We start from the raw sequence: 22,116 nt of genomic DNA, 5'->3' as shown, positions 1-22,116 counted from the left end.
ACGTGGGCATCTGCCGGTCAAGGAACTGTCGAATCTCGATGTAAGCCGGTACCTTGTTCGGAACGCGCACCGATCGCGCGAGCGAGGGGCTTCCGGAAGTCACCGGAAGCGGACGCGAAGGGACGCTGCCCATGTCGACCGAGACCGCAGCCACCGCCACCGCCGCCCGGTCGATCCAGAACCCGGTCCTGCGCGGCTTCAACCCCGACCCGTCGATCCTGCGGGTGGGCACCGACTACTACCTGGCCACCTCGACGTTCGAGTGGTATCCGGGTGTCCGCCTGCACCACTCGCGCGACCTCGTGCACTGGCGCGCGCTGGGCGGCGTGATCACTGACCGCCGCCTGCTCGACCTGGGCGGCGCCGGCGACTCCAACGGCGTCTGGGCCCCCGACCTGACCCACCACGAGGGCCGGTTCCACCTGGTCTACAGCGACGTGGCCAGCTTCGCGAGCGGCTACTGGGACCCCCGCAACTTCCACACCAGCGCGCCGGCGATCGAGGGACCGTGGGACGACCCGACCCCGCTGCACGGCCGCGGCTTCGACGCGTCGCTGTTCCACGACGACGACGGCAGCACGTGGCTGCTCAGCCTGAGCGCCGACTGGCGGCCCGACCGTGACCGGTTCGGCGGCATCGAGATCCAGCGCTACGACCTGGCCGCCCGGAAACTGGTCGGCGACCCGCGGATCATCTTCACCGGTACGGCGGTGGGCCTCACCGAGGGACCGCACGTCTACCGCCACGCGGGCTGGTACTGGCTGGTCACCGCGGAGGGCGGGACGAGCTGGGAGCACCAGGTCACGGTGGCCCGCTCCCGTGACCTGTTCGGGCCCTACGAGGTCGACCCGGCCGGCCCGCTGCTGACCTCGGCCGGCCGGCCGGACCTCCGGCTGCAGAAGGCGGGCCACGGCAGCCTGGTACGCGTGCCCGACGGCGACTGGTACCTCGCGCACCTGGCCGCCCGCCCCGCCACTCCCCTGGGCAACTGCGTGCTGGGTCGGGAGACGGCGATCCAGCGGGTCGAGTGGCCGGACGGCGGGTGGCCGCGGATCGACGGCGGCGTGCCGGCCGACGAGGTCGCGGCGCCGGCGCTGGCGCCCCACCCCTGGCCCGACGAGCCGGCGACCGACCACTTCGACGGCCCGGAGCTCGGGCCGTGGTGGTCGACGCTGCGCCGGCCGGCCAGCCCGGACTGGGTCGACCTGACCAGCCGGCCGTCACACCTGCGGCTGCACGGCGGCCAGTCGCCGGTCGGCCGGCAGCGGCCCAGCCTGGTCGCCCGCCGCGTCGGCGCCGTCCACTGCGAACTGTCCACGGTGGTCGAGTTCGCGCCCCGCGACCACCGGCACCTGGCCGGCGTCACGGCTTACTACAACACGCTCAACTGGCACTTCCTCTATCTCACGCGGGCCGACGACGGCCGCGTGGTGGTGGAGCTGCTCAGCTGCGACCGGGGCCGGCGCACGGCCCACCCCGGGCTGACCGTCGACGCCGGCGGGGCGACCCGGGTCGGCCTGCGGGCGACGTTCGACGGTCCGGTGGTGCGCTTCGGTTACGACCTGGCCGACGGCGACGGCTGGCGCGACCTGCCGGTCGCGCTCGACGCGACGATCCTCTCCGACGAGCACGCCGCGATGATCGTCGACGGCGAGCCCGCGGCCTGGGGGTTCACCGGGGCGTTTCTCGGGCTGTGGGTGCAGGACCTCGGCGCCGACGGCGTCCACGCGGACTTCGACGAGGCGACGTACCGGGAGAGTTGATCCACGCCAGCGCTGCGCCCGTCCGATTTCCGGAACTCTTTTGGATTGACGAGGAGCAATCTCGGCCGCTACGTTTCGGAAAAGTTACGGAACTCAATCCGCAACTATCGGCCCGACCGGCCCCAACCCGCCGGTCACCCCCGGAGAAGGGAAGGGCACATGCAGCTGAAACGATGGCTCGTCGCCGGCGCGGTCGTCATCATGGCGGCCGCCGTGGCCGGCGCGGCGCCCGCCACGGCGAGCCACCCGGTCGACCCGGCCCAGCAGAGCCTGCGCACCCTGGGCCTGCGGCACAACCTTTACCTCGGCACGGCGGTCGACCTGGCCGCGCTCAACGACAGCGCCGACCCGCAGTACCGGGCCACCGTGGCCAAGGAGTTCTCCTCGGTCACCGCCGAGAACGCGATGAAGTGGGCGGAGCTCGAGCCCACCCGCGGCACGTACAACTGGGGTCCGGCCGACGAGCTGGTCGCCTTCGCCAAGCGCAACAACCAGAAGCTCCGCGGCCACGTGCTGGTCTGGCACAACCAGCTGCCAGCCTGGCTCACCGACGGCGTCAACGACGGCTCCATCAGCACCGACGAGCTGCGCGACCTGCTGCGCAAGCACATCACGACGGTGGTCAAGCGCTACCAGGGCAAGATCTGGCAGTGGGACGTGGTCAACGAGGCGGTCAGCGACCCGTGGGACAACCCGCCGACGTTGCACTACAAGGGTTTCTGGGCGCAGCACCTCGGCCCCGGCTACATCGCCGACGCCTTCCGCTGGGCCCGCGCCGCCGACCCCAAGGCGCTGCTGTTCTACAACGACTACAACATCGAGGCGTTCGGCTCGGGTGACCCGGCCAACGACAAGACCCAGTTCGTCTACGACATGGTCCGGCAGCTCCGCCGCGACGGCGTGCCGGTCGATGGCGTCGGCAGCCAGGGCCACCTCGGCACGCAGTACGGCAACTACAGCACCCTTCAGGTCGCGGCCGCGCTGAAGAAGTTCGCCGGACTCGGCGTGGCCACCGCGTTCACCGAGGTCGACGTGCGCAGCCAGTTGACCGAGGGCGTGCAGGCGGGCGACAGCAACGAGATCAACCCGCGCCTCCAGGCCTCGGCGGCCAACTACAGCGCGCTGCTCCAGGCGTGCCTGGCGGACCGCCACTGCCTCTCGTACACGGTGTGGGGCTTCACCGACAAGCACTCGTGGGTGCCCGGCTGGTTCTCCGACCCGCCGGAGGGGATGGCCACCATCATGGACGAGAACTACCAGCCGAAACGGGCGTACTTCGAGCTCAAGGCGGATCTCATCTACAGCGGCCCGCCGTACGTGCTCCCGCGGATCCCACAGAGGCCGCGCCGCTGACGCGCGGTGTGAGGAGGCGGAAGGGACCCTATCGGCCAGGGCCCCTTCCGCCCACCGCCGGATAGACCCGGTGGGCGTTCTCGGTGGTCCGCCGGACCAGGTCCGCGTCGGCCGCCGCCCGGAACAGCGCCGCGCCGAGGAAATGCAGCTCCGGCAGGGCGAAACCGTCGGAGGAATAGAGGAACTTGCCGTAGGGGCACAGCTCGAGCGCCTCGGCCAGCACCGCGCCGGCCCGGGCGCCGACGTTGTGTGTGGTCAGCCCGAGGTCCATGTGGACGGTCGGGAACACCTGCGCCAGGTAGCCGGCGTGCCGTTGGAACGGGTAGCAGTGCAGCAGCAGCACCGGCACGCCGGTCGGCTCGGCCGCTCGCAGCCACGGCGCCAGCAGCACCGGGTCGCAGGCCCGCAGGTCGACGTCGCGGTCGCCGAGGCCGGTGTGGAACTGCAACGGGAGTCCGGTGTCGAGGGCCGCGAACGCGAGGAACCGGTGCAGCGTCTCGTCGGCGAGCCGACCGCCGCCGGCCGCGAGCCACCGCCCGGCCGCCACCGCCACCTCCCGGTCGGTCGGGCGCCGGTCACCGAGCCCGAGACCCACCCGGTAGGCCGCCACCGACTTGAACGCCACGGTCCCGGACCGGGCCGCGGCCGACGCCAGCGCGTCCCGAACGTCGGCCGCGAACCCGTGGGCGTCGACCGTGGGCCCGAGCGACTCGGCCACCGACTCCAACCGGACCACCTCGTAGGCCGCCGCGCCGGCCGCCTCGCCCAGCTCGGCCGGGGCCGTCAACGGCTCGGGCGTGTAGCCGGTGTCGACCAGCACGGCGGCGAGACCCGCGGCGCGCAGCAGTCGCCGGGTGACGGCGGCGGGCCCGAGCTCCGCGCGGCGGGCCAGGTAGTCGTCCGGCGCGGCGGTGGGCGGCAGGTCGAGCAGTGGGAAGCAGTGCGCGCGGAGGGTGTCGCCGAGGCCCGAGTCGAAGAACGTCGTGCCCGGCGCCGGGCGGTCCGCCTCGGTCAGCCAGCGCTCGAAAGCCGGCCGGTCGAGATCCCGGGTGACGACGCCGTGGCAATGATGGTCCACCAGCAGGTCCACCGTCCTAACCTAGGTCCGTGGAGGCCAGCGAGCGCGACAGCCGGGCCGATCGCGCACGGGAGGCGGTCGACCGGTTGGCCGCCGACGGTGTCGACGGTGTGGCGCTGACCTGGGTCGACACCAGCGGCATCACCCGCGTCAAGGCCGTGCCGCTCGCCCGGCTCCCGCACGCCGCCGCCTGGGGCGCCGGCGCGGCGCCCGTGTTCGACACCTTCCTGGTCGACGACGGCTCGGTGCTCGGCCGGTTCGCCGGCGGCCCGGTCGGCGACCTGCGCCTGCACCCCGACCTCGACCGGCTGGTGCCGCTGGCCGCCACGCCGGGCTGGGCGTGGGCGCCGGCGGAGCGCTTCGACCAGGCCGGCGTGCCGCACCCGCTGGACGGCCGCTGGCTGGTGCGCCGCGAGGTGGGGCGGCTGGGGGCCGACGGCATCCACGTGCGCGCCGGGTTCGAGGTCGAGTGGTGCGTCTCGCGCGGCCCCGGCGACGCGTTCACGCCGGCCACCACCGGGCCCGCGTACGGGATGATCAGGTTGGTCGAGCTGGCACCCTATCTGCGCGAGGTGCTCGCGGCGCTGGCAGCGCAGGGCGTGGCGGTCGAGCAGATCCACCCGGAGTACGCGCACGGCCAGTTCGAGGTCTCGGTCGCGCCGGAGGATCCCCTGGGCGCGGCCGACACGGTCGTGCTGGCGCAGGAGACGATCCGGGCGGTGAGCGCCGCGCACGGCCTGCGCCCGTCGTTCGCGCCCAAGGTGGTCGCCGGCGCCGTGGGCAACGGGCGGCACGTGCACCTGAGCCTGTGGCGCGACGGCGCGAGCCTGATGTCGGGCGGTGGCGGGCCGCTCGGGCTCGACCGCGTCGGCGAGGCGTTCGCGGCGGGCATCCTGGACCGGCTGCCGGCGTTGCTGGCGCTCGGGGCCCCGTCGGTCGCGTCCTACCTGCGGCTGATGCCGTCGCTCTGGGCCGGCGCGTACGCGTGCTGGGGCCTGGAGAATCGGGAAGCGGCGTTGCGGATGATCGCCGGTCCCAACGCCAACCTGGAAGTGAAGTGCGTCGACGCGGCGGCGAACCCTTATCTCCTGCTGGCCGGTCTGCTCGCGGCCGGCCGGGCCGGCGTCGCGGCGGCCGCGCGGCTGCCGGATCCGGTGCCGGTCGACCCGGCGGTGCTGGCGCCCGGCGAGCGCGCGGAGCGCGGCATCGAGCGGCTCCCGGAGTCGCTCACCGCCGCGGTGGTGGCGTTCGAGGCCGACGAGGTGCTCGCGGCGGCGCTGGGCCCGGCGGTGATCGACACGGTGGCAACGGTGCGGCGTGGCGAGATCGCGCTGTTCGAGGGTGCCGACGACGAGACGGTGGTCGCGGCGACCCGCTGGCGCTACTGATCCCGGTCAGAAGGCGGAGTTGGCCGCGTAGCGCGGGGCCGGGCTGTTGTCCCACATCCGCATGGTCCAGGTCAGGCCGGCGTCGCGGGCGGCGCGGCGGACCTCGTCGAGGAAGACGGTGACCCGGCCGCCGATCCAGGTGAGGTCGGCCGGACCCAGCAGCGGGACGGTGCCGGCGCGGGTCTCGGCCAGCACGCAGGGGCGGCCGTCGCGGGCGATCGCGTGGACCGCCTCCGGGGTGAGGTCGAGATGGGTGAGCGTCATGGGGACGATCAGCTCCGCCGCCATCGCCGTCCACTCAGGATTGACGAGCAGGCCGTGGTGGGTCAGGGCCCGCAACGCGCAGCCGGCACCGGTCAGCCGGGCGGCGAGCAGGCCGGCTCCGCCCCGCACGCCGGAGTCGAACCGGTAGACCCCGGTGAGCGCTCGGATCCGTACCGGCGCGGGTCGGTGGTCCATCATGCACCCTTCGCGGATCGGGTGGTGCTGCCGCGGGGGCCGGACGCCGGCTGCCCGACGCCCGGCCCTGCCGCAGCGGTAGTGCTCCGTTGTTGCTAGCGCACGACGACCCGGACGGAGTCGAACGCGGGGATCTGGTTGGCCCGCACCATCATCGGGATGCGGTGCGAACCGTCACCGGCCCACGCTGCGCACTGCGCCACACCGGCCGCGGCCAGACCAGGAACGGTCACGGTCACGGTGTCGGGGTTGGCGCCGCCGCCACCGTCCTCGACCGCCTTGAAGAAGGCCGGCACCGGCGCGGGGTCCTGGGCCTGGCGGCCGCTGAGCAGGCGGCAGGCGACGTGGAAGTGACCGCGCTGCAGGCCTTCCTCGGTCAGCCGCGAGCTCTCCTTGTAGTAGCCACCGGCTGCGGCCGGCAGGAACCGGTCACGGACCAGGTTGCGGGTGCTGACCTGGATGTCGAACTGCTGGTTGACCCGGACCAGGCCGGGCGCCCGGCTGATCAGCAGCGTCGGGTTGTCCTCGACGGCGCCGACCTCACCGAACTGCGTGCCCACGCAGCGGGGGCCGTTCTGGAAGCCGTCGTGCTCCTGGAGCTGCGTGCCCTCACAGGTGTTGCCGAGCGTCTCCGGCAGCGTGGGCGGCGGGGGCGCCGAGGTGGGGCTGGTCGTGCTGGTCGGGTTGGTGGTCGGGCCACTGGTGCTGCCCGGGTTCGAGCCGCCACCGTTCGAGCCGCCACCGTTGGAGCCGCCACCGTTGGAGCCGCCGCCGGTCGTGCTGGTCGGCGTGCTGGCCGGCCGGCACCGCTGCCGGTCGCCGTCACGGCGTCGCTGCTGCTGCTGCTGCTGCGCGGCCGGCGTCGTGGCCGCCGCCTCGGCGTCCTCGGCCGGGGCGTCCGCGGCCGGCGACTCGGCGTCGGCGGGCGGGGCGTCGCCCGTGGTGCCGTCACCGGCCGCGCCGGCCACCTCGCCGGGCGGCGCGTCGGCCGGCGGCGTCGCGTCGGGGTCCTGCTCGTTGCTGTGGTCGTGCGAGGTCGCGGGGGCGGCAGCCGACGGCGGGCACACCGGGAGGCTGTTGTTGTTGCGCCGCCAGCTACCGGCCAGCGAGACCTGGGTGACCGCCACGAGGCCGGCGAACACCGCCAGCGTCGCGAACACGGCGATGAACCGCCGGTTCTTGCGGGGGCGCTGCCTGGTTCTGGTCATTCCGTGTCACCTTCCATGTGGACACTCACCGTTGCGGTTTTCATCGGGGACGGACTACGCGAAGCGTGGTGATGGTGCCGGCGACCAGCGCCGCTCCCAACACCAGCCAGATGACTGTGGGGCTGACACCGCTCTTGATGTAGCCGGCGGCGGGAACGGGGCCGTCGGCGGGCTCCGGCGGCAGAGCCAGGTGCTTCCAGTCGACGATGGACGTGCTCTCCAGCAGCGTCAGGTGGGTCGCGACGAACTGGTTCGACTGTTGGGCCAGCTCGCGGACGACGTCGTTGCGGGTTCCGGACCGCACGTCGGCGATGACGGAGAAGACCTTGCCGTGTGCGGCCCGGAGGCGGTCGACGAAAACGGAGTCGAACTCGGCGCCCTCGGCGTCCGCCATCTCCTGGAGCCAGAACTTCTGGTCGTTGTTCGGCTCGTTCGGCAGGGCGATGCCCAGTTTGGCGGCGGCGTTGCGGTCGAGCTGGTCGAGCACCGCGTGCTGCTCGGCGATCATCTTGCCGATCTCACGGACCCGCGGGCTCTGGCCCTTCTTCACCGCCATGTCGCCGGCGGGCTGCTCCCAGAGGCCGGCCAGCCGGACCTTGACCACCAGGTCGATGTCGGCGGGGCCGAGCGGCCCGTACTTGCCGTTCTCGGAGACCGCGACGTCCGGCGGCACCGGGACCGGGAGCGGCTGTTCCGGTGGAGCGAGCAGCGTCGAGGTCTTCAGCACCTGCTCGAGGGCGTTCATCGCGGCCATGTGCTCGGCGTGCTTGAGGTCCCAGGTGGCCTGGGCCATCGCCGCCTGGTGCGCGGCGTGGTTCATGCCCGCGACGTGACCCGGGTGGCTCATCGCCGCCGGGGCCGCGGCCTGTTGCCGGTCGATCGCCAACGCGGCGGTCGCCGGCACCAGCACGACCAACGACGCCAGAGCGACCGCTCGCGCACCCAACCCGACCAGCTGGCGGACTTCCACCTTCACTCCCTCGACGTCGGCGGCCGCAGCCGCGCCTCGACACGAAGGATGACGATAAACACCTGTCAATTAGAGAAGGCTTAAGTGAAGGAACCCCTAGGCCGCGCCTAAACGAAATTTATAGTTCGCGAACCGACTGTCCGGCACTCGTTTCGCAGCGTGTTGGCCACGGAAAACTACCCCCGAAACGGGCGACGACACCAGATTGACAATTCGACGGTCGGCACCATACTTGCGTTGTCCCCACTTCCCGTCGCGAACAACGGAGGATCCACCGTGCGCAATGCGCAAGAGTCCGTGCACATCGTGGCGGCCGCGGTCGGGTTCCTGTCGCTCTTCCTGCTCTGGCTGGCGGTCCTCTGGGGACTCATGCTCCGCAACGGTTGGGCGCAGAGCCGGATCAAGCACGCCACCGTCTACGGCATCCACCAGACCATCGCCCTGCTGGGCCTCACGCTCGGCGTGGTGCACGGCTTCACCCAGCTCGCCGGCCCGATGGGCACGGTCAGGCTGATCGACGTGGTGGTGCCGTTCACCAACCCGTACGACCCGATCGGCATCGGCGTCGGCGTGATCTCGTTGGAGCTCTTCGCGGCGTGCACGATCTCGGTGCTGATCCAGAAGAAGATCGGCTACACCAGGTGGCGCGCGTTCCACGCGTTCAACTACGTGGCCTACATGCTGCTGGTCGGGCACGTGCTGATGTCCGGCTCGGAGATGGCCACGGGGATCCGCTGGGGCGCGGTGCTCGGCTCCTTCGTCATCACGCTGCTGTTGTGGATGACGACGACGCCCATGTGGCTCAACTGGCGGCAGGAGTCCGCCAACCGGCGCAACGGCAATGCCGGCGTCGGCGACGAGTTGCTGGTCAACGTCGACGGCAACCGGTGCGCGCGGTTCGGGTTCTGCGAGCACGAGGCGCCCAAGGTGTTCGCCCTGCGCGCTGACGGGCGCCTGGCCTACAAGGCGACCGTGCCGCCCAACCTGGCAAGTGACGTGATCAGAGCCGTGGAGGTGTGTCCGGCCCGGGCGATCCAGCTCAACCGGACCGCGACCACGGTGGTGACCCAGAAGCGGACTGAGCCGGCCGAGCAGCCGTTGACCGGCCCAACAAGGATTCCGGCGGGCTCGGGCGCCGGTCCACGTCGACGTAGCAGGGGAGACCGATGACGCGGCGGATCAGGCGCGCGGACTACGGCCGAATTCTCATCGTCGGGACGGGGCGCGCCGGCGTCGCCGCGGCCGAAGAGTTGCGGCGCCAAGGGTTCCCGGGCGAGATCGCCATGCTCGGCGCGGAGAAGGAAGGCCCGTACGACCGTCCGTCGTGCTCCAAGGGCATCCTGACCGGCCACAAGCGACCGCAGGACACCCGGATGCCGTTCCACGACGAGGACCTGACCTGGTACCTCGGCCGCACGGCGATCGACCTCGACCCGGACAACCACCGGGTGGAGACCGACACGGGCGAGTCCTTCGCGTACGACGGCCTGGTCATCGCGACCGGCTCGTCGCCCAGCATGCCGAAGTGGGCCGCGGAGCCGGGTGTGCACCTGCTGCACAACCTGGAGCACGCCTGGGCCCTGCGGCGCGCGCTGCGCACCGCGGAGCGGGTCATCATCGTCGGCGGCGGCATCACCGGCTCCGAGGTCGCCTCGGCCGTGCGCTCGATGGCCCGCGACTGCGTCGTCATCGACTCCAAGCACCAGGTGATGGCCCGCGCCCTCGGTGAGGAGATCGGCGGCCACGTCACCGACGTGATGCGCGAGGAGGGCGTCGACTTCCGGCTCGGGCACCGGGTCGCCTCCGCCAACCGGTTCCGCGACGGCTGGATGGTGCAGCTCGACGACGGCGAGAACCTGATCGGCGACGTGGTGGTCGCGACCACCGGCGGCCGGCCCGACACGGGCTGGCTGGAGAACGCCGGTATCGACCTGTCCAACGGCGTCGCCTGCGACCCGAGCCTGCGGGTGATCGGCCTCGAGGACGTTGTCGCCTGCGGCGCCGTCGCCAGCTGGCCCAACCTGCGCTACGGGCCCACCCCGCGCAAGGCCGAGCACTGGATCAGCTCGCTCGAGCAGGGCCGCGGGGCTGCCCGGACGCTGCTCGCCGAGGACGGCGAGGCCGGCCCGGTGACCGTCATCCCGCGCTTCTGGACCGAGCAGTGGGGCCTGCGCATCCAGGTCTGCGGCGAGCTCGTGCCCGACGGCGAGGTCTCGATCAGCGAGCTGAAGCGGCACCGGCGCGACAAGGCCCGGTCCGGCGTGGTCGTCGGCTACCACCGCGACGACCGGCTGGTCGGCCTCGTCTCGGTCAACGCGGCGCACGCGTTCACCTCGCTGGCCCGCGCGATGATCGCGACCCCGCTGCCCCCCATGCAGGCGGTCCCGCTGCCGATGCGCACCGAGACCCCGCAGCACCAGGAGATCTCGGAGCCGGCGCCGCGCCGCCTCGCGTCAGTCGCCTGACCCGTGCAATTCTTAAGGAAGAAATAAGCAAAAGGAAAAAGAGTCGGCCGGAGCGAGTTCGCTCCCGGCCGACTCATTTATTCGCGTCAGTGGTGACCGTGGTGGTAATAGTCGCCGCGGCGCCAGATCATCGCGGCCAGCATTGTCACGAACATCAGCACGTGGCCGCCCATCATCAGGCCGTGCCCCGACAGCGCGCCGAGGAAGTACGGCACCAGCAGCACGACGAACGGCGCGTACATCGCGGCCACCATCTCGGCGATCCGGGGCCAGGCGTGCCGGCGGATCGCCATCCAGACCGCCATGCCGATCGACATGTTGGTGGCCATGACCAGCGCGTCGGCGGCCGGGTGGGCGGTGGCCGCGGCCGGCCACAGCGGCGCGAGCGCGAACATGCCGACCAACATCGAGACGACCATCTCGAGGTAGTGGAGGGCGAAGCGGAGGTGGCCCGTGCGGGTGGGCTGCGCGGCGGCGGTCATGATCGGTGTCCCCTCGTGAGCTCTCGTTCGGTGACGTCGATGCTCCCGGGTGCCGGCCGCCGTGCCAGGTGCCGAAGGTCATGACCGGGGTCATGACCCCGGCGGTCACAGGAGGCCGAGGGCGCGGGCGCGCAGGGCGGCCTGGGTGCGGTCGCGGGCGCCGAGCTTGCCGAGCACGTTGGTCACATGGTTCTTGACCGTGCCCTCGGCCAGGTAGAGCGCCGCCGCGATCTCGCGGTTGCTGCGGCCCTGCGCCAGCAGCCGGACCACGTCCAGCTCGCGGTCGGAGAGCGGCACGACCAGCGGCTGCGGCGGCCTCGGTTCGTCGACGGGCAAGGTGGCGATCCGGGCCACCACCTTGGCCGCCACCGACGGCTGGAGCACCGACTCGCCCCGGGCGGCCGCCAGCACCGCCTCGACCAGCCGCTCCGACGAGACGTCCTTGAGCAGGTAACCCACCGCACCGGCGCGCAGCGCCGCGAACACGTCCTCGTCGTCGTCGAACGTGGTCAGCGCGATCACCCGTACGCCGGGATGGTCGACCTTCAACCGGCGGGTGGCCGCCACCCCGTCGAGCACCGGCATCCGCAGGTCCATCAGCACCACGTCGGGGGCCGTCTCGGCGACCCGGGCCAGCGCCTGCGCGCCGTCACCGGCCTCGCCCACCACCTCGACGTCGGCCCGCACGCCGAGCAGCATCGCCAGCGCCTCGCGGAACAGCGCCTGGTCGTCGACGAGCAACACGCGCACGGTCATCCGGGCACCTCGACGAGCAGGGTGGCGCCCTGGCCCGGCGCCGACTCCAGGCTCATCCGGCCACCGAGGTGCGTGGCGCGTTCGCGTACGCCGAGCAGGCCGTAGCCCGTGCCGCCCTCCCCCGCCGTGCCGGCGCCGTCGTCGCGCACCTCGAGGCGCACCGCCGCCGGCCGCGAGTAGTCGAGGGTCAGCTCCACCCGGCTCGCGCCGGCGTGTTTGCGCACGTTGGTCAGGCCTTCCTGGGCCGCCCGGAACAGCGACTCCGCCGTCTCGGGGCCGAGCGCCCGCACGGTGCCGGTCACGCTCAGCTCGGTCGTCACGCCGGCCGCCGAGGTCTCCGCGGCCAGCGCCTTGAGCGCCTCCGGCAGCGGCACCGCCGGCCGCGGCTCGCGCAGCGCGCCGACCGACCGGCGCACCTCACGCAGGGCCTCCTCGGCCTGGTCCTGGGCCTTGGCGAGCACCTCGTCGGCCCGCTCCGGCTGGCTGGCCAGCACCGCCCGGGCCGCCTTGATCTGCATCTGCACCACCGTCAACGCGTGCCCGAGTCCGTCGTGGATGTCGCGGGCCACCCGGTTGCGCTCCTGCGCCGCGGCGAGCCGCTCGACCTGCGTCGCGTACTCCCGCAGTTGCGCCCTGGCCGACTGCTCGCGCATCAGCAGCTTGGTCAGCACGGCGGCGAACACGGCGGCGGCCAGCAGCCCGAGGCCCTCGCGCAGGCCCTCGGCGAACGCCATGCCCGCGTGGAAGAACGGCACGAGCGCGACCACCGCGACCACGGCCGGCATCGGCAGCAGCAGGGTGGTCTGGCTGACCAGCACGACCAGCATCAGCGTGGCGCCGACAGACGCGCCGGAGGTCGCGAACACCGTGCCGCCGAGGGGGAAGAGCAGCACGATGTACGCGTACCGCGGCCAGCGCTCGGCCCGGGTCTCGACCAGCGCGAAGCCGAAGGTAGCGGCGAGCACGAACACGCCGGCCGGGAAGATGGCGTACGCGGGCCGGTGCGCCGCGAGCACGTCGACCAGGAGGGTGACGAACGCGGCGACGGTCAGTGCGGCCAGGGCCCGTTTCACGCCACCACTCTCGACTCTCAGCCGGGACACAGCAACCCTGGGCGATCCTGCCGGCATGATTTCAGCGACCCGCTTGGGCAAGCGGTACGGCGCGAAGGTCGCCGTCGACGACCTCACGTTCGAGGTCCGCCCCGGCATGGTCACCGGCTTCCTCGGCCCCAACGGCGCCGGCAAGTCCACCACCATGCGGCTGATGCTCGACCTCGACCACGGCACCGGCCAGACCCTCTTCGACGGGCGCCGGTTCAGCACGATTCGGCACCCGATGCGCGAGATCGGCGCGGTGCTCGAGGCGAAGGCGTTCCACCCGACCCGCACCGCCCGCAACCACCTGCGGATGCTGGCCGCCGGCAGCGCGATCCCGGCCGCGCGGGTCGACGAGGTGCTCGAGTTCGTCGGCATCGCCGACGTGGCCCGCCGCAAGCCGAAGGGCTTCTCGCTCGGCATGGCGCAGCGACTCGGCCTGGCCCAGGCGCTGCTCGGCGACCCGGGCACGCTGATCCTCGACGAGCCGGCCAACGGCCTGGACCCGCACGGCATCCACTGGCTGCGCGACGTGCTGCGGGCGCTGGCCGCCGAGGGCCGGACCATTCTCGTCTCCAGCCACCTGCTCTCGGAGATGTCGCTGATGGCCGACGAGCTGGTCGTCGTCGGCCGGGGTCGGATGATCTACAACGGCCGGGTCGAGGGGTTCGTTCGCGAGTTCACGCAGTCGACGGTCCTCGTGCGCACGCCGTCGGTCTCCGTGCTGGCAGCCGCGCTGCGGGATCTCGACGGGGTCAGCGCCGAGCCGCTGGACGACGGCGCGCTGCGGGTGCACGGCGCCGACGCGGCCGCGGTGGGCGACGTCGCGTTCGGCGCGGGGGTGCGGGTACACGAGCTGACCACGGCGACCGCCTCGCTGGAGACGGCGTTCATGACGGCGACCGGCGACGCCGAGGAGTACGTCGCGCAGGCGCCGGGCGGTGCGGCATGACGGACGCGTTGCGCTTCGAGTGGGTGCGGCTGCGTACGCTGCGGTCCACGTACTGGCTGATCGGCTCGGCCCTGCTGGTGAACGCGGCGATCGCGTTCCTGGCGGCCTACGCGACCCGGCACGGGACGCCGGCCCACGACGTGGTGGTGGCGGTGGTGACCGGGGGCGGGGCCCACGCGCCGGTGCCGATGGCGATCGTCCTGCTGGCGGTGCTGGGGGTGTTCGCCTCGGGCCACGACTACCGCTATGGCACGATCCAGCCGACGCTGACGTCGGTGCCGCAGCGGGTCACCCTGTTCACCGCCAAGCTGATCGTGGTCGCGGGCACGGCGGTGCTGACGGCCGCGCTGTCGATGGTGCTCAACATCGCCGCCACGCTGCCGTTCTGGGACCTGCCGCCGGACGTGACCGACCCGACGGTGTCGGGCTACCTGTTGCTGGCGGCCGGCTGGGCGCTGCTGGGGGTCGCGCTCGGCCAGCTCCTGCGGGGCGTCCCCGGGGCCTTGGTGGTGCTGCTGGTGACGCCGATGATCGTCGAACAGCTCGTCTTCCGGCTGTCCTACGTGCCGCAGCTCGACTGGCTGACGCCGGCGGTGAAGTTCCTGCCGTTCACCGCGGGCCTCCAACTGGTCAGCGCGGCCGGCGAGGCGTCCGGCGGCCTGGCGTCGGAGGTGGGCCTGCTCAGCCGCTGGCCGTCGGGTGGGGTGTTCGCGGTTTTCGTCGCCCTGGTCGTCGTCACCGCCGGGGCCCTCTTCCGGCGCCGCGACGCCTGAGCCGGCGGCGCCCTGCGGCGCCGCCGGCTTCTTCAGCGGCCGACGTCGGATCGCAGGGCCTCGCGCAGGTTCTGTGCCGCGTCGGCGGGCTGGAGGTAGCCGGCGACGATGTTGCGCGCGTCGACGGCCACCACCCGAGCGCCGTAACCCAGGTGAGTCCTGTAAAGACGGTCCAATGTGGCCTCGTCGAACGGCTGGTGCGTGCCGAACAGGAAGCAGAACGACTCGCCCGCGTTGTCGCCGGTGTTCAGGGCCGTCGGGACCGCCAGCTGCGACAGCCGGATGCCGCCCCGGACCAGGCCCAGCTCGTCGCGGGCCTTCGTGCCGTCGGCGTTGAACTCGATCGGCGGCGCCGTCGGTGGCGGCGTGCCGCGCTCGACCCAGCGCTCCAGGTGCGCGTACGCCGCGGCGGTAACGTGCTGCACCGGGATCCGGCTGAACGGCGGTTGGGCGCACGTGTATACCGGCGCCGCGCCGAGGTCGCGTTCCTGGATCGGGGCCCGGTAGACCTGGCCGTTGTGGCCGCTGTGCGCCCCGCCGGCCACCTCCCACCGGCGGAAGCGGTCGGTGTCGGCCGGGCGGACGGGCGTACGCACGTCGGTCTCGGACAGCACCTGGAAGACCGGCTCGGCGCCGACCCGGGTGGGCGCGGAGCCGACGATGAACCCGTAGCCGTCGAAGACCGGCCGCACCTGGGGCAGCACCCGGTCGTAGTAGACGGTCATCCGCGACGCCGACTGCGAGGCGCCGATGGCGAGCAGCGTCCGGGCCCGCAGGCGCTGGCCGATCGCGGCGCCGGCCTGGGCGAAGATGTCGTAGGACAGCTCGTCGGTCACGAACCGCCCGCCTCCGGTCACGTCGAGCGCGCCGTAGCGGGCCGGGCTCCAGCCGCGGAGCTGGTCGACGCCGACCCGCTGGGCGGAGACGCCGACCCAGGCGTGGCCGGCGCGCACGGTCGCCTCCGGGTTCCACAGCGCGTCGAGGTCGTAGCCGGCCGTCACGTTCTGCCACTCGACCAGGGCTGTGCCGCTGAACGCGCGCGGGCTCGCCGGGCGGCGCACCACGAGCCGGGTCTGGTAGGGCACGTCGGTGGCCACCTGGTTGCCCGCGGTGTCCCACCCGTCCGCGGCGCCGGCGAGGTAGAACTCCTCCTCCACGTAGCCGTGCCGGGCGAGGTCGAACGGCGTCGAGAAGAAGGGGTGCGTCTCCCCCACCGGAATCGGACCGCGGAGGACCGGTGCGGCCTGGCCCGGTGCGGCGGCGGCCTGGCCCGGTGCGGCCGTGAGCAGGGATCCGACCAGGCCGGCGGCGGTGGCGAGGGCGACGCGGCGCCAGGGACGAGTCATGGCCGCACCATAAGTGGTCGTCGATGCGAGCGGCTACGGCCGGCGGGCAAGCTGCGACGGCCGTCTCAGCATGCCTCCAGCACGGCGCGCGCGGCCCGCTCGGCGGTGTCCGGGTCGGCGGGGCCGCCGCCGAGCAGCTCGGCGTAAAGGGCCGACTCGATGATCCGCACGTAGAGGTAGGCGGCGCTGTCGAGGTCGCCCGGCGACCAGCCGACACCGGCCGCGGCGGCCAGGATGCCCCGCTGCGCGGCGACGACGCGGGCGTGCACCCCGCCGGCCGGCGTGAACAGCACCCGGGCGGCGGTCGCCGGCTCGGCCCGCAGAAAGGCCAGGAACGGCTCGGCCTGCCGCAGCTGCCCGGCGAACCGGCGGGTGGTCTCCAGCACGCCCTCGATGCCGGGGCTGGTCGTCCGCGCCCGGGCACGGGCCAACGTCGCCTCGCCGAGCCGCCAGAGCACGTCGCCGAGCAGCGGGTCGCGGCCGTGCACCACGCGGTAGAGCGTCGCCCGGCTGACCGCCAGGCTGTCGGCCAGGCCGCCCATGTCCACTGTGGCGTGCCGCAGGAAGAACACGCAGCCGCCCTCGACGATCCGCTCCCGGCTGACCACCCGCATGCCGCTGACGATAGCGCCGACCAGGGAAGATCACGACGGCTGCAAACTTCCTGCACGCGTCAAAGCATTGACGAGCATGGTTGTAAAGCCCTACGTTGCCCGAGGAAAGCGCTTTCCTGGCCAACTCACGCAAGCCGGCGACCAGCCCCGCCGGCGACTCGGCATGGAGGTCTTTTCACAATGCAACCATCCGCTCCCGCGCGCCGCGTACGCGCGCTGCTGGCGGCCGCCCTCGGCCTGCTGGCAGCCGTCGCGGTCACGCAGGTGGTGGCCGCGCCCGCGCACGCGGCGACCATCGACACCGGTGCCTACTACGTGCTGGTCTCCCGGCACAGCGGCAAAGCCGTCGATCTCTACAACTTCAACACCGCCGACGGCGCCCCGATCGTGCAGTGGGCCCGCACCGACAACAACGCACAGCAGTGGCAGTTCGTGGACGCCGGCAACGGCTACTACAAGCTGCGCTCCCGGCACAGCGGCAAGGTCCTCGAGCTGCCCAACGCCCAGGACGGCGCGCAGCTCGTGGCCAACACCGACAACGGCACGACCCGGCAGCACTTCGCCGTGCGCGACACCGACAGCCGCTTCGTGAAGCTGCTCAACCGGCACAGCGGCAAGGCGCTCGACCTCTGGGAGTGGTCGACCGCGGACGGCGGCATCATCTCCCAGTACGCCGACCTCGGCGGCTGGAACCAGCAGTGGTCGCTGAACCGGGTCGGCGGCGGAGGCGGCGGCGGCACCCCGCCGCAGACCGGCCTCGTCGGCTGGGCGACCCAGGGAGGTGGCACCACCGGTGGCGGCAGCGCCGCGGCGACCACGGTCACCAGCTCGTCGGCCCTGTCCAGCGCGGTCTCCGGCAGCACCGCCCGGGTGGTCCGGGTGTCCGGCACGATCTCCTGCTCCGGCATGATCTCGGTCGGCTCCAACAAGACCATCCTCGGCAACGCCGGCGCGGTGATCGACGGCTGCGGGCTCAACGTCGCCAACGCCAGCAACGTGATCATCCGCAACATCTCGTTCCGCGACTGGGACGACGACGCGATCAACGTGCAGTACTCGACCCGCGTCTGGGTGGACCACAACAGCTTCACCAACGGGTACGACGGCGCGGTCGACGTCAAACGCGCCTCCGACTACGTGACCGTCTCGTGGAACCGCGTCTACGGGCACGACAAGTCGATGCTGCTCGGGCACAGCGACGACAACGCGAGCGAGGACCGCGGCCACCTGCGGGTGACCTATCACCACAACTGGTTCGACGGCTCCGGCACCCGCCACCCGCGGGTCCGGTTCGGCAACCCGGTGCACGTCTACAACAACTACTACCACAACAACGAGTACGGCGTCGCGTCCACAATGGGCGCCGGCGTGCTGGTGGAGGGCAACTACTTCGAGGGCGTCGACGAGCCGACCCTCGTCGGTTACGCGGACTCCGACGACGGCGCGATCGTCCAGCGCAACAACTACTTCACCGGCTCCGGCACCCCGGAGAGCGGTGGGGGCAGTGTCGCCGGCATTCCCTACTCGTACCAGCTCGACAGCGCCTCCGGCGTGAAGGCGAGCGTCACGGCGGGAGCCGGCGCGGGCCGGATCTCCGTCTGACCGAACGGGCCGGCGCGGCGGGCACCCGCCGCGCCGGTCCTCAGGCTTTGGCGGCCTCGGCCGAGTGCCAGAGGACCGCGCGGTTGATCCGGTCCGGGTATCGCTCGACCATCGTGTCGTAAAGGGCCCGGGCGTCACCCGTGCGGCGCACCGCCTCCGCCCAGTCCCGCAGGTAGTCGCGGGTGGCGTCGACGTCGCCGGGTGCGTCCGGCGCGCCGGGCGCCTTGTGCCCCGCCACCACCACCCGCGGCCGCAGTGCGGCCACCGTGTCGAGCGCGCCGAACCAGCCACCGAGCCGGTCGGCCCCAGGCCCGGCCTCGGCCAGGTAGGGATGCACGCCGTTGTAGACGCTGTCGCCGGCCACCACCAGCCCGATCGACGGCGCGTGCAGCGCGGTCGTGTGGTCGGTGTCGCTGTGCCCGAGCGCGACCGCGTGCAGCTCCTCGCCCTCCAGCGGAATCGTGTCGCCGTCGAGCGGCTCGGCCACCACCGGATCGCCGATCTGGTCGGGGAACCGGGCCCGCCAGAAGCCGTCCAGGACCTCCGGCCGCAGTTGCTCGGTCATCACGTCGACCACCTCGGGCGTCGCCACCAGCCGGGCGTCGGGGAACCGGTCGAGCAGGGCCGCCGCGCCGAAGAAGTGGTCGCCGTGCCCGTGCGTCACATAGATGGCGGTCAGCTCCCGGCCCGCGTCCTCGACCCAGTCGGCCAGGTCGTCGCCTTCGCCGTCGGTCAGCAGCGCGTCGACCAGCACCGCCTCCCGCTCGCCGTGGATCAGCGTGGCGCTGGTCGGAGACCACACCTCACGGGTCTCCCCGGCCGGCACGTCATCGGAAACCACCGGTTTCGCCGGCGCCACATAGGTTTCGTAAGAAAGTGCTGCCATGCCCTCCAGGCTCGCACCGATCGACGCGGGCGGGGGCGGATCAGGGCAGCTTCGAGTGCCCGCCTCCCGCGTCGGGCGCATTCCCCCGCCGGACGAGCACGTCGGAGGCGTGGAACGGCACGTAGTGGTCGAAGAACAGGCTGCTCAGCAGCTCCGCCCGGCTGCCGGCGCGGAAGGCGGTCAGCAGCTCGGTCAGGCCGTCCTCGACGGCGTACACCGACAGGCTCAGCTCGCGGGCGATCTGCCGCGTGTTGCGGCCCCGGGCGACGGCGCCGAGGATCTTCTCGTGCCACGCCTGGAGGCCGCGGGCCCGCACGACGAAGGCGCCGATCTCGTGCGGCCGGATGCGGCCGACGCTGACCGCGATCGCGCTCTCCAGGTCGACGGCGTGGAAGGCCAGCCACCGGCCGTCGTAGCGCAGGCCGCCCGACGTGTCGACCAGGCCGGTCCGGCGGCCCTTGGCGACGGCGTTGCCGACCCGGTCGAGCTCGACCGCGTCGAGGACGCTGCGCGCGGCGGCCGTGACGTCCAGCAGCCGGCCGTCGGGGGATAGCACCAGACGGCCGGTCTCGGAGTCGGGCGCGACCGGCGCCGCGGCCGGCGGCTCACCCAGGCCAGGGCCGCGGTTGCGGCGTTGACGTGGCAGACGGAACCGGCCGGACCGGGGCGCCTCGGCCGGCGGCGCGGTTGCGGGTGGCGGCTCCGTCGCGGCGTGCCCGCGGGCGAGCGCGTTGTGCAGGGCCGCCCCGAACAGCCGGCCGGCCGGCGCGAGCTGGGCCACCTCGTCGGCGCTGAACCGGCCGTCCGTCCGGTAGGCGAACAGCGCGCCCCAGGTGCCGTCGGCGTCGTAGAAGGACTGCCGCAGCTCGTCGGTGAAGCCGCGCGGGCCCAGCACGGTGCGGAACCGGGGACTCAGCGTCGGGTCGCCGTGCGTGGCCGCGTGAAGTGTGCCGATCCGCTGGTCGCCGACCAGGTCGACGAGCTTGAGCACATCGTCCTGTGTGTACTCGTTGGCGAACAGCTCGCGCTCCAGCGCCTGGTCGTGTGGCCCGCCGTCGACCACGCAGGCCGACCACATCAGCGTCGACGGGTCGAGCACCGCCCAGATCGCCAGGTCGAACCCGACCGTCCCGCGCAGCATCTCGCTGGCCTGGCGGCGCAGGTTGACGTGGTCGAGCGCGACGTCCAGGTCGGCGCCCAGCCGCGCGGCGAACGGCTCCCGGCCGGTCCGGGGCGGCCCGCCGACGATCCGGGGCCGGTCCGCGGTCGTACGCGAACCGAGGCTGCCGCTCCCCGGCGAGTCGTCGATGTCGTCGCCGTCGTCCGGGTCGACGTCTTCGAGTCCCTCCAGCGGGACCCGCACTCCGGCGGCGCGGGCCAGCGTCACGGTCACCTCACTGCTGACGGGGCGGGCGTCCGGCTCCTTGTTGAGGCAGCGGTGGAGCAGGTCGCGGACGACCGGCGGCACACCGGGCAGCTTGGGCAACGGCGCCGGCTCGAGATAGATGTGCGCCTCGAGCATCTGCGTGCTGGTCTCGGCGGTCCACGGCATTCGCCCCGCGAGCAGGCGGTAGAGCAGCAGCGCGAGCGCGTAGACGTCGGTGGCGGCGACCACCGGGCGCCCGTCGAGCCGCTCCGGCGCCAGGTAGGCCGGCGTGCCCAGCACGAGCTCGCCCTCCATCGCGTCGCGCTTGCCGGCCACGGCCGCGAGTCCGAAGTCGACCACCTTGGCGCCGCCGGAGGCGAGCATCACGTTGCCCGGCTTGACGTCACGGTGCACCACGTCCCGGGCATGGGCCGCGGCCAGCGCCGACGCGACCTCGGCGCAGATCCGCAGCGCCGGCTCGACCGGCACCGCGCCCCGCTTGAGCCGCTGTTCCAGGGAGCGGCCGTGCAGCAGCTCCATCACCACGTAGGGCCGGGGCTCGCCGCCGTCCGCCGTCTCGCCGTAGTCGTAGACGCTGGCGATGTGCGGATGGCTCAGCCGCGCGGCGGCCCGCGCCTCGGCGAGGATGCGGCGGCGGAACTCCGGGTCGCGGGCGAACTGGGCCGCCAGCAGCTTGATCGCGACGTCGCGGTCGAGCACCCGGTCGTACGCCTGCCAGACGACCCCCATGCCGCCGGCGCCGAGCCGGCGGATCAGCCGGTAGCGCGCGCCGATCGTCTCGTCGTCCACGATTCCGAGGCCTCCTCCCGGCTGCGTCGACCTGTTGTCCGAAATAGATCGCCACTGGCGATTTAAGGAAGACCTAATCGACGCCTAATCGTCCGCTAGGCCCATCCATAGGCATGTCAAGTACCGTCGACAGGACTTCACACGGGGCCCAGGAAGGATTCGACCGGATCGGAGTGGTGCAATGGCGACCCTTTTCGCCATCCACGCCAACGCGACCACTCACCTCGCCATCAGCCGCGCGGTCGCCACCCTGCCCAACACCGAGCTCACCGGCCGCACCGCGTCCGCGGTCGAGGCCCTGCGGGTCGTCGAGACCCTCGCCCCCGACGTGGTCACCGTCGACCTGCGCCTGCCAGACGGCGACGGCATCGCGCTGGCCCAGCGCCTGAGCGTTCCCGTCCTGGTGGTCGGCGCGGCCACCCGCCGCCTCCTGGAGCGGGCGCTGGCGGCGGGCGTGGCCGCGTACGTCCCGCGCGACGCCGGGGTCGTCGAGGTGGCGGCCGCGATCCGGACCTGCCTGTCCGGCGGCGTGAGCTACTCGGCGGAGACGCTGAACGCGGCGCTGCGCCGCACCCGGTCGGTCGCCCTGAGCCCGCGCGAGCAGGAGGTCCACGACCTGGTGCGCACCGGCCTCGGCCAGGCCGAGGTGGCCCGCCGGCTGGGCCTGAACGAGTCCACGGTGCGCACCCACGTGGCCCGCATCCGCGCGAAGCTCGCGGGCGGCGGCGACCTGCCCCAGGCGGGCTGA

At 72.8% G+C, this 22,116-nt stretch carries 20 protein-coding genes; 9 read left to right on the top strand and 11 right to left on the bottom strand.

All coding sequences use genetic code 11. From position 1 onward, the window contains the following. Positions 1-131: 131 nt before the first annotated feature. Both O7635_RS18990 and O7635_RS18985 read left to right on the top strand, forming a co-directional pair. Positions 132-1,763, top strand: a complete 1,632-nt coding sequence (locus O7635_RS18990; RefSeq protein ID WP_278081782.1) for a glycoside hydrolase family 43 protein — start codon at positions 132-134, stop codon at positions 1,761-1,763. A gap of 159 nt (positions 1,764-1,922) precedes the next feature. Then, positions 1,923-3,116 carry an endo-1,4-beta-xylanase gene (locus O7635_RS18985; protein WP_278081781.1) on the top strand — a complete coding sequence of 398 codons (1,194 nt, stop codon included), beginning with the start codon at positions 1,923-1,925 and terminating at the stop codon, positions 3,114-3,116. Positions 3,117-3,144: 28 nt separating this feature from the next. On the opposite strand, the gene O7635_RS18980 is transcribed toward O7635_RS18985, so the two are convergent. After that, the gene (locus O7635_RS18980; protein ID WP_278081780.1) at positions 3,145-4,206 is read right to left on the bottom strand and encodes an amidohydrolase; all 1,062 of its coding nucleotides are present in this window, start codon (positions 4,204-4,206) and stop codon (positions 3,145-3,147) included. A 17-nt stretch (positions 4,207-4,223) separates the two neighbouring features. Here O7635_RS18980 and O7635_RS18975 point away from each other — a divergent pair, with 17 nt between their 5' ends. After that, positions 4,224-5,582 carry a glutamine synthetase family protein gene (locus O7635_RS18975; protein WP_278081779.1) on the top strand — a complete coding sequence of 453 codons (1,359 nt, stop codon included), beginning with the start codon at positions 4,224-4,226 and terminating at the stop codon, positions 5,580-5,582. 6 nt (positions 5,583-5,588) lie between these two features. On the opposite strand, the gene O7635_RS18970 is transcribed toward O7635_RS18975, so the two are convergent. The 3 genes from O7635_RS18970 to O7635_RS18960 form a co-directional block, all read right to left on the bottom strand. After that, positions 5,589-6,041 carry a hypothetical protein gene (locus O7635_RS18970; protein ID WP_278081778.1) on the bottom strand — a complete coding sequence of 151 codons (453 nt, stop codon included), beginning with the start codon at positions 6,039-6,041 and terminating at the stop codon, positions 5,589-5,591. A 95-nt stretch (positions 6,042-6,136) separates the two neighbouring features. Then, entirely contained in the window at positions 6,137-7,249 is a 1,113-nt protein-coding gene (locus tag O7635_RS18965) for a Pecanex-like protein 1 (RefSeq protein ID WP_278081777.1), read from the bottom strand. Positions 7,250-7,289: 40 nt separating this feature from the next. Next, the gene (locus O7635_RS18960; protein ID WP_278081776.1) at positions 7,290-8,219 is read right to left on the bottom strand and encodes a DUF4142 domain-containing protein; all 930 of its coding nucleotides are present in this window, start codon (positions 8,217-8,219) and stop codon (positions 7,290-7,292) included. 276 nt (positions 8,220-8,495) lie between these two features. Between O7635_RS18960 and O7635_RS18955 the strand changes: the two genes are divergently transcribed. Both O7635_RS18955 and O7635_RS18950 read left to right on the top strand, forming a co-directional pair. Next, positions 8,496-9,389: a ferredoxin gene (locus O7635_RS18955; protein WP_278081775.1), complete on the top strand. Its 894-nt coding sequence runs from the start codon at positions 8,496-8,498 to the stop codon at positions 9,387-9,389. Then, positions 9,386-10,684 (top strand): FAD-dependent oxidoreductase, encoded by a 1,299-nt coding sequence (locus O7635_RS18950; RefSeq protein ID WP_278081774.1) that lies wholly within the window; start codon positions 9,386-9,388, stop codon positions 10,682-10,684. Before O7635_RS18955 ends, O7635_RS18950 begins: the two co-directional genes overlap by 4 nt. 86 nt (positions 10,685-10,770) lie before the next feature. On the opposite strand, the gene O7635_RS18945 is transcribed toward O7635_RS18950, so the two are convergent. From O7635_RS18945 to O7635_RS18935, 3 genes are all read right to left on the bottom strand, one after another. Next, a complete protein-coding gene (locus tag O7635_RS18945) occupies positions 10,771-11,166 on the bottom strand; it encodes a hypothetical protein (RefSeq protein ID WP_278081773.1) in 396 nt (131 codons plus the stop codon). 105 nt (positions 11,167-11,271) lie between these two features. After that, positions 11,272-11,922, bottom strand: coding sequence for a response regulator transcription factor (locus O7635_RS18940; RefSeq protein WP_278081772.1), 651 nt, complete (start codon positions 11,920-11,922; stop codon positions 11,272-11,274). Further along, positions 11,919-12,995, bottom strand: a complete 1,077-nt coding sequence (locus tag O7635_RS18935) for a sensor histidine kinase (RefSeq protein ID WP_278081771.1) — start codon at positions 12,993-12,995, stop codon at positions 11,919-11,921. Before O7635_RS18935 ends, O7635_RS18940 begins: the two co-directional genes overlap by 4 nt. Positions 12,996-13,050: 55 nt before the next feature. Between O7635_RS18935 and O7635_RS18930 the strand changes: the two genes are divergently transcribed. Together O7635_RS18930 and O7635_RS18925 are read left to right on the top strand one after the other, a co-directional pair. After that, complete coding sequence (locus O7635_RS18930) at positions 13,051-13,971, top strand: ATP-binding cassette domain-containing protein (RefSeq protein WP_278081770.1); 921 nt, start codon at positions 13,051-13,053, stop codon at positions 13,969-13,971. Then, positions 13,968-14,744 (top strand): hypothetical protein, encoded by a 777-nt coding sequence (locus O7635_RS18925; protein WP_278081769.1) that lies wholly within the window; start codon positions 13,968-13,970, stop codon positions 14,742-14,744. The genes O7635_RS18930 and O7635_RS18925 overlap by 4 nt, the downstream gene beginning before the upstream one ends. 32 nt (positions 14,745-14,776) lie before the next feature. On the opposite strand, the gene O7635_RS18920 is transcribed toward O7635_RS18925, so the two are convergent. Further along, positions 14,777-16,090: an alpha/beta hydrolase domain-containing protein gene (locus O7635_RS18920; protein ID WP_278081768.1), complete on the bottom strand. Its 1,314-nt coding sequence runs from the start codon at positions 16,088-16,090 to the stop codon at positions 14,777-14,779. A gap of 65 nt (positions 16,091-16,155) precedes the next feature. After that, positions 16,156-16,704: a QsdR family transcriptional regulator gene (locus O7635_RS18915; RefSeq protein ID WP_278081767.1), complete on the bottom strand. Its 549-nt coding sequence runs from the start codon at positions 16,702-16,704 to the stop codon at positions 16,156-16,158. 180 nt (positions 16,705-16,884) lie between these two features. On the opposite strand from O7635_RS18915, the gene O7635_RS18910 reads away from it, so the two are divergent. Beyond that, positions 16,885-18,306 (top strand): RICIN domain-containing protein, encoded by a 1,422-nt coding sequence (locus O7635_RS18910; RefSeq protein ID WP_278081766.1) that lies wholly within the window; start codon positions 16,885-16,887, stop codon positions 18,304-18,306. 40 nt (positions 18,307-18,346) lie between these two features. On the opposite strand, the gene O7635_RS18905 is transcribed toward O7635_RS18910, so the two are convergent. Together O7635_RS18905 and O7635_RS18900 are read right to left on the bottom strand one after the other, a co-directional pair. Further along, positions 18,347-19,192, bottom strand: coding sequence for an MBL fold metallo-hydrolase (locus O7635_RS18905; protein WP_278081765.1), 846 nt, complete (start codon positions 19,190-19,192; stop codon positions 18,347-18,349). Positions 19,193-19,232: 40 nt separating this feature from the next. Continuing rightward, positions 19,233-21,368, bottom strand: coding sequence for a protein kinase (locus O7635_RS18900; RefSeq protein WP_278081764.1), 2,136 nt, complete (start codon positions 21,366-21,368; stop codon positions 19,233-19,235). A gap of 181 nt (positions 21,369-21,549) precedes the next feature. Between O7635_RS18900 and O7635_RS18895 the strand changes: the two genes are divergently transcribed. Next, positions 21,550-22,116, top strand: coding sequence for a response regulator transcription factor (locus tag O7635_RS18895; protein ID WP_278081763.1), 567 nt, complete (start codon positions 21,550-21,552; stop codon positions 22,114-22,116).

Origin of the sequence: Asanoa sp. WMMD1127, from assembly GCF_029626225.1 — a bacterium.
Taxonomy (GTDB): Bacteria; Actinomycetota; Actinomycetes; order Mycobacteriales; family Micromonosporaceae; genus Asanoa.
This window is presented reverse-complemented; position numbering and strand designations above follow the sequence as displayed.

What these genes read in the sequence shown, in the direction of transcription:
- O7635_RS18990 (WP_278081782.1), top strand. Translation starts at nt 132, where the DNA reads ATGTCGACCGAGACCGCAGCCACCGCCACCGCCGCCCGGTCGATCCAG.
- O7635_RS18985 (WP_278081781.1), top strand. Translation starts at nt 1,923, where the DNA reads ATGCAGCTGAAACGATGGCTCGTCGCCGGCGCGGTCGTCATCATGGCG.
- O7635_RS18970 (WP_278081778.1), bottom strand. Translation starts at nt 6,041, where the DNA reads ATGGACCACCGACCCGCGCCGGTACGGATCCGAGCGCTCACCGGGGTC.
- O7635_RS18965 (WP_278081777.1), bottom strand. Translation starts at nt 7,249, where the DNA reads ATGACCAGAACCAGGCAGCGCCCCCGCAAGAACCGGCGGTTCATCGCC.
- O7635_RS18950 (WP_278081774.1), top strand. Translation starts at nt 9,386, where the DNA reads ATGACGCGGCGGATCAGGCGCGCGGACTACGGCCGAATTCTCATCGTC.
- O7635_RS18945 (WP_278081773.1), bottom strand. Translation starts at nt 11,166, where the DNA reads ATGACCGCCGCCGCGCAGCCCACCCGCACGGGCCACCTCCGCTTCGCC.
- O7635_RS18940 (WP_278081772.1), bottom strand. Translation starts at nt 11,922, where the DNA reads ATGACCGTGCGCGTGTTGCTCGTCGACGACCAGGCGCTGTTCCGCGAG.
- O7635_RS18930 (WP_278081770.1), top strand. Translation starts at nt 13,051, where the DNA reads ATGATTTCAGCGACCCGCTTGGGCAAGCGGTACGGCGCGAAGGTCGCC.
- O7635_RS18925 (WP_278081769.1), top strand. Translation starts at nt 13,968, where the DNA reads ATGACGGACGCGTTGCGCTTCGAGTGGGTGCGGCTGCGTACGCTGCGG.
- O7635_RS18920 (WP_278081768.1), bottom strand. Translation starts at nt 16,090, where the DNA reads ATGACTCGTCCCTGGCGCCGCGTCGCCCTCGCCACCGCCGCCGGCCTG.
- O7635_RS18915 (WP_278081767.1), bottom strand. Translation starts at nt 16,704, where the DNA reads ATGCGGGTGGTCAGCCGGGAGCGGATCGTCGAGGGCGGCTGCGTGTTC.
- O7635_RS18910 (WP_278081766.1), top strand. Translation starts at nt 16,885, where the DNA reads ATGCAACCATCCGCTCCCGCGCGCCGCGTACGCGCGCTGCTGGCGGCC.
- O7635_RS18905 (WP_278081765.1), bottom strand. Translation starts at nt 19,192, where the DNA reads ATGGCAGCACTTTCTTACGAAACCTATGTGGCGCCGGCGAAACCGGTG.
- O7635_RS18895 (WP_278081763.1), top strand. Translation starts at nt 21,550, where the DNA reads ATGGCGACCCTTTTCGCCATCCACGCCAACGCGACCACTCACCTCGCC.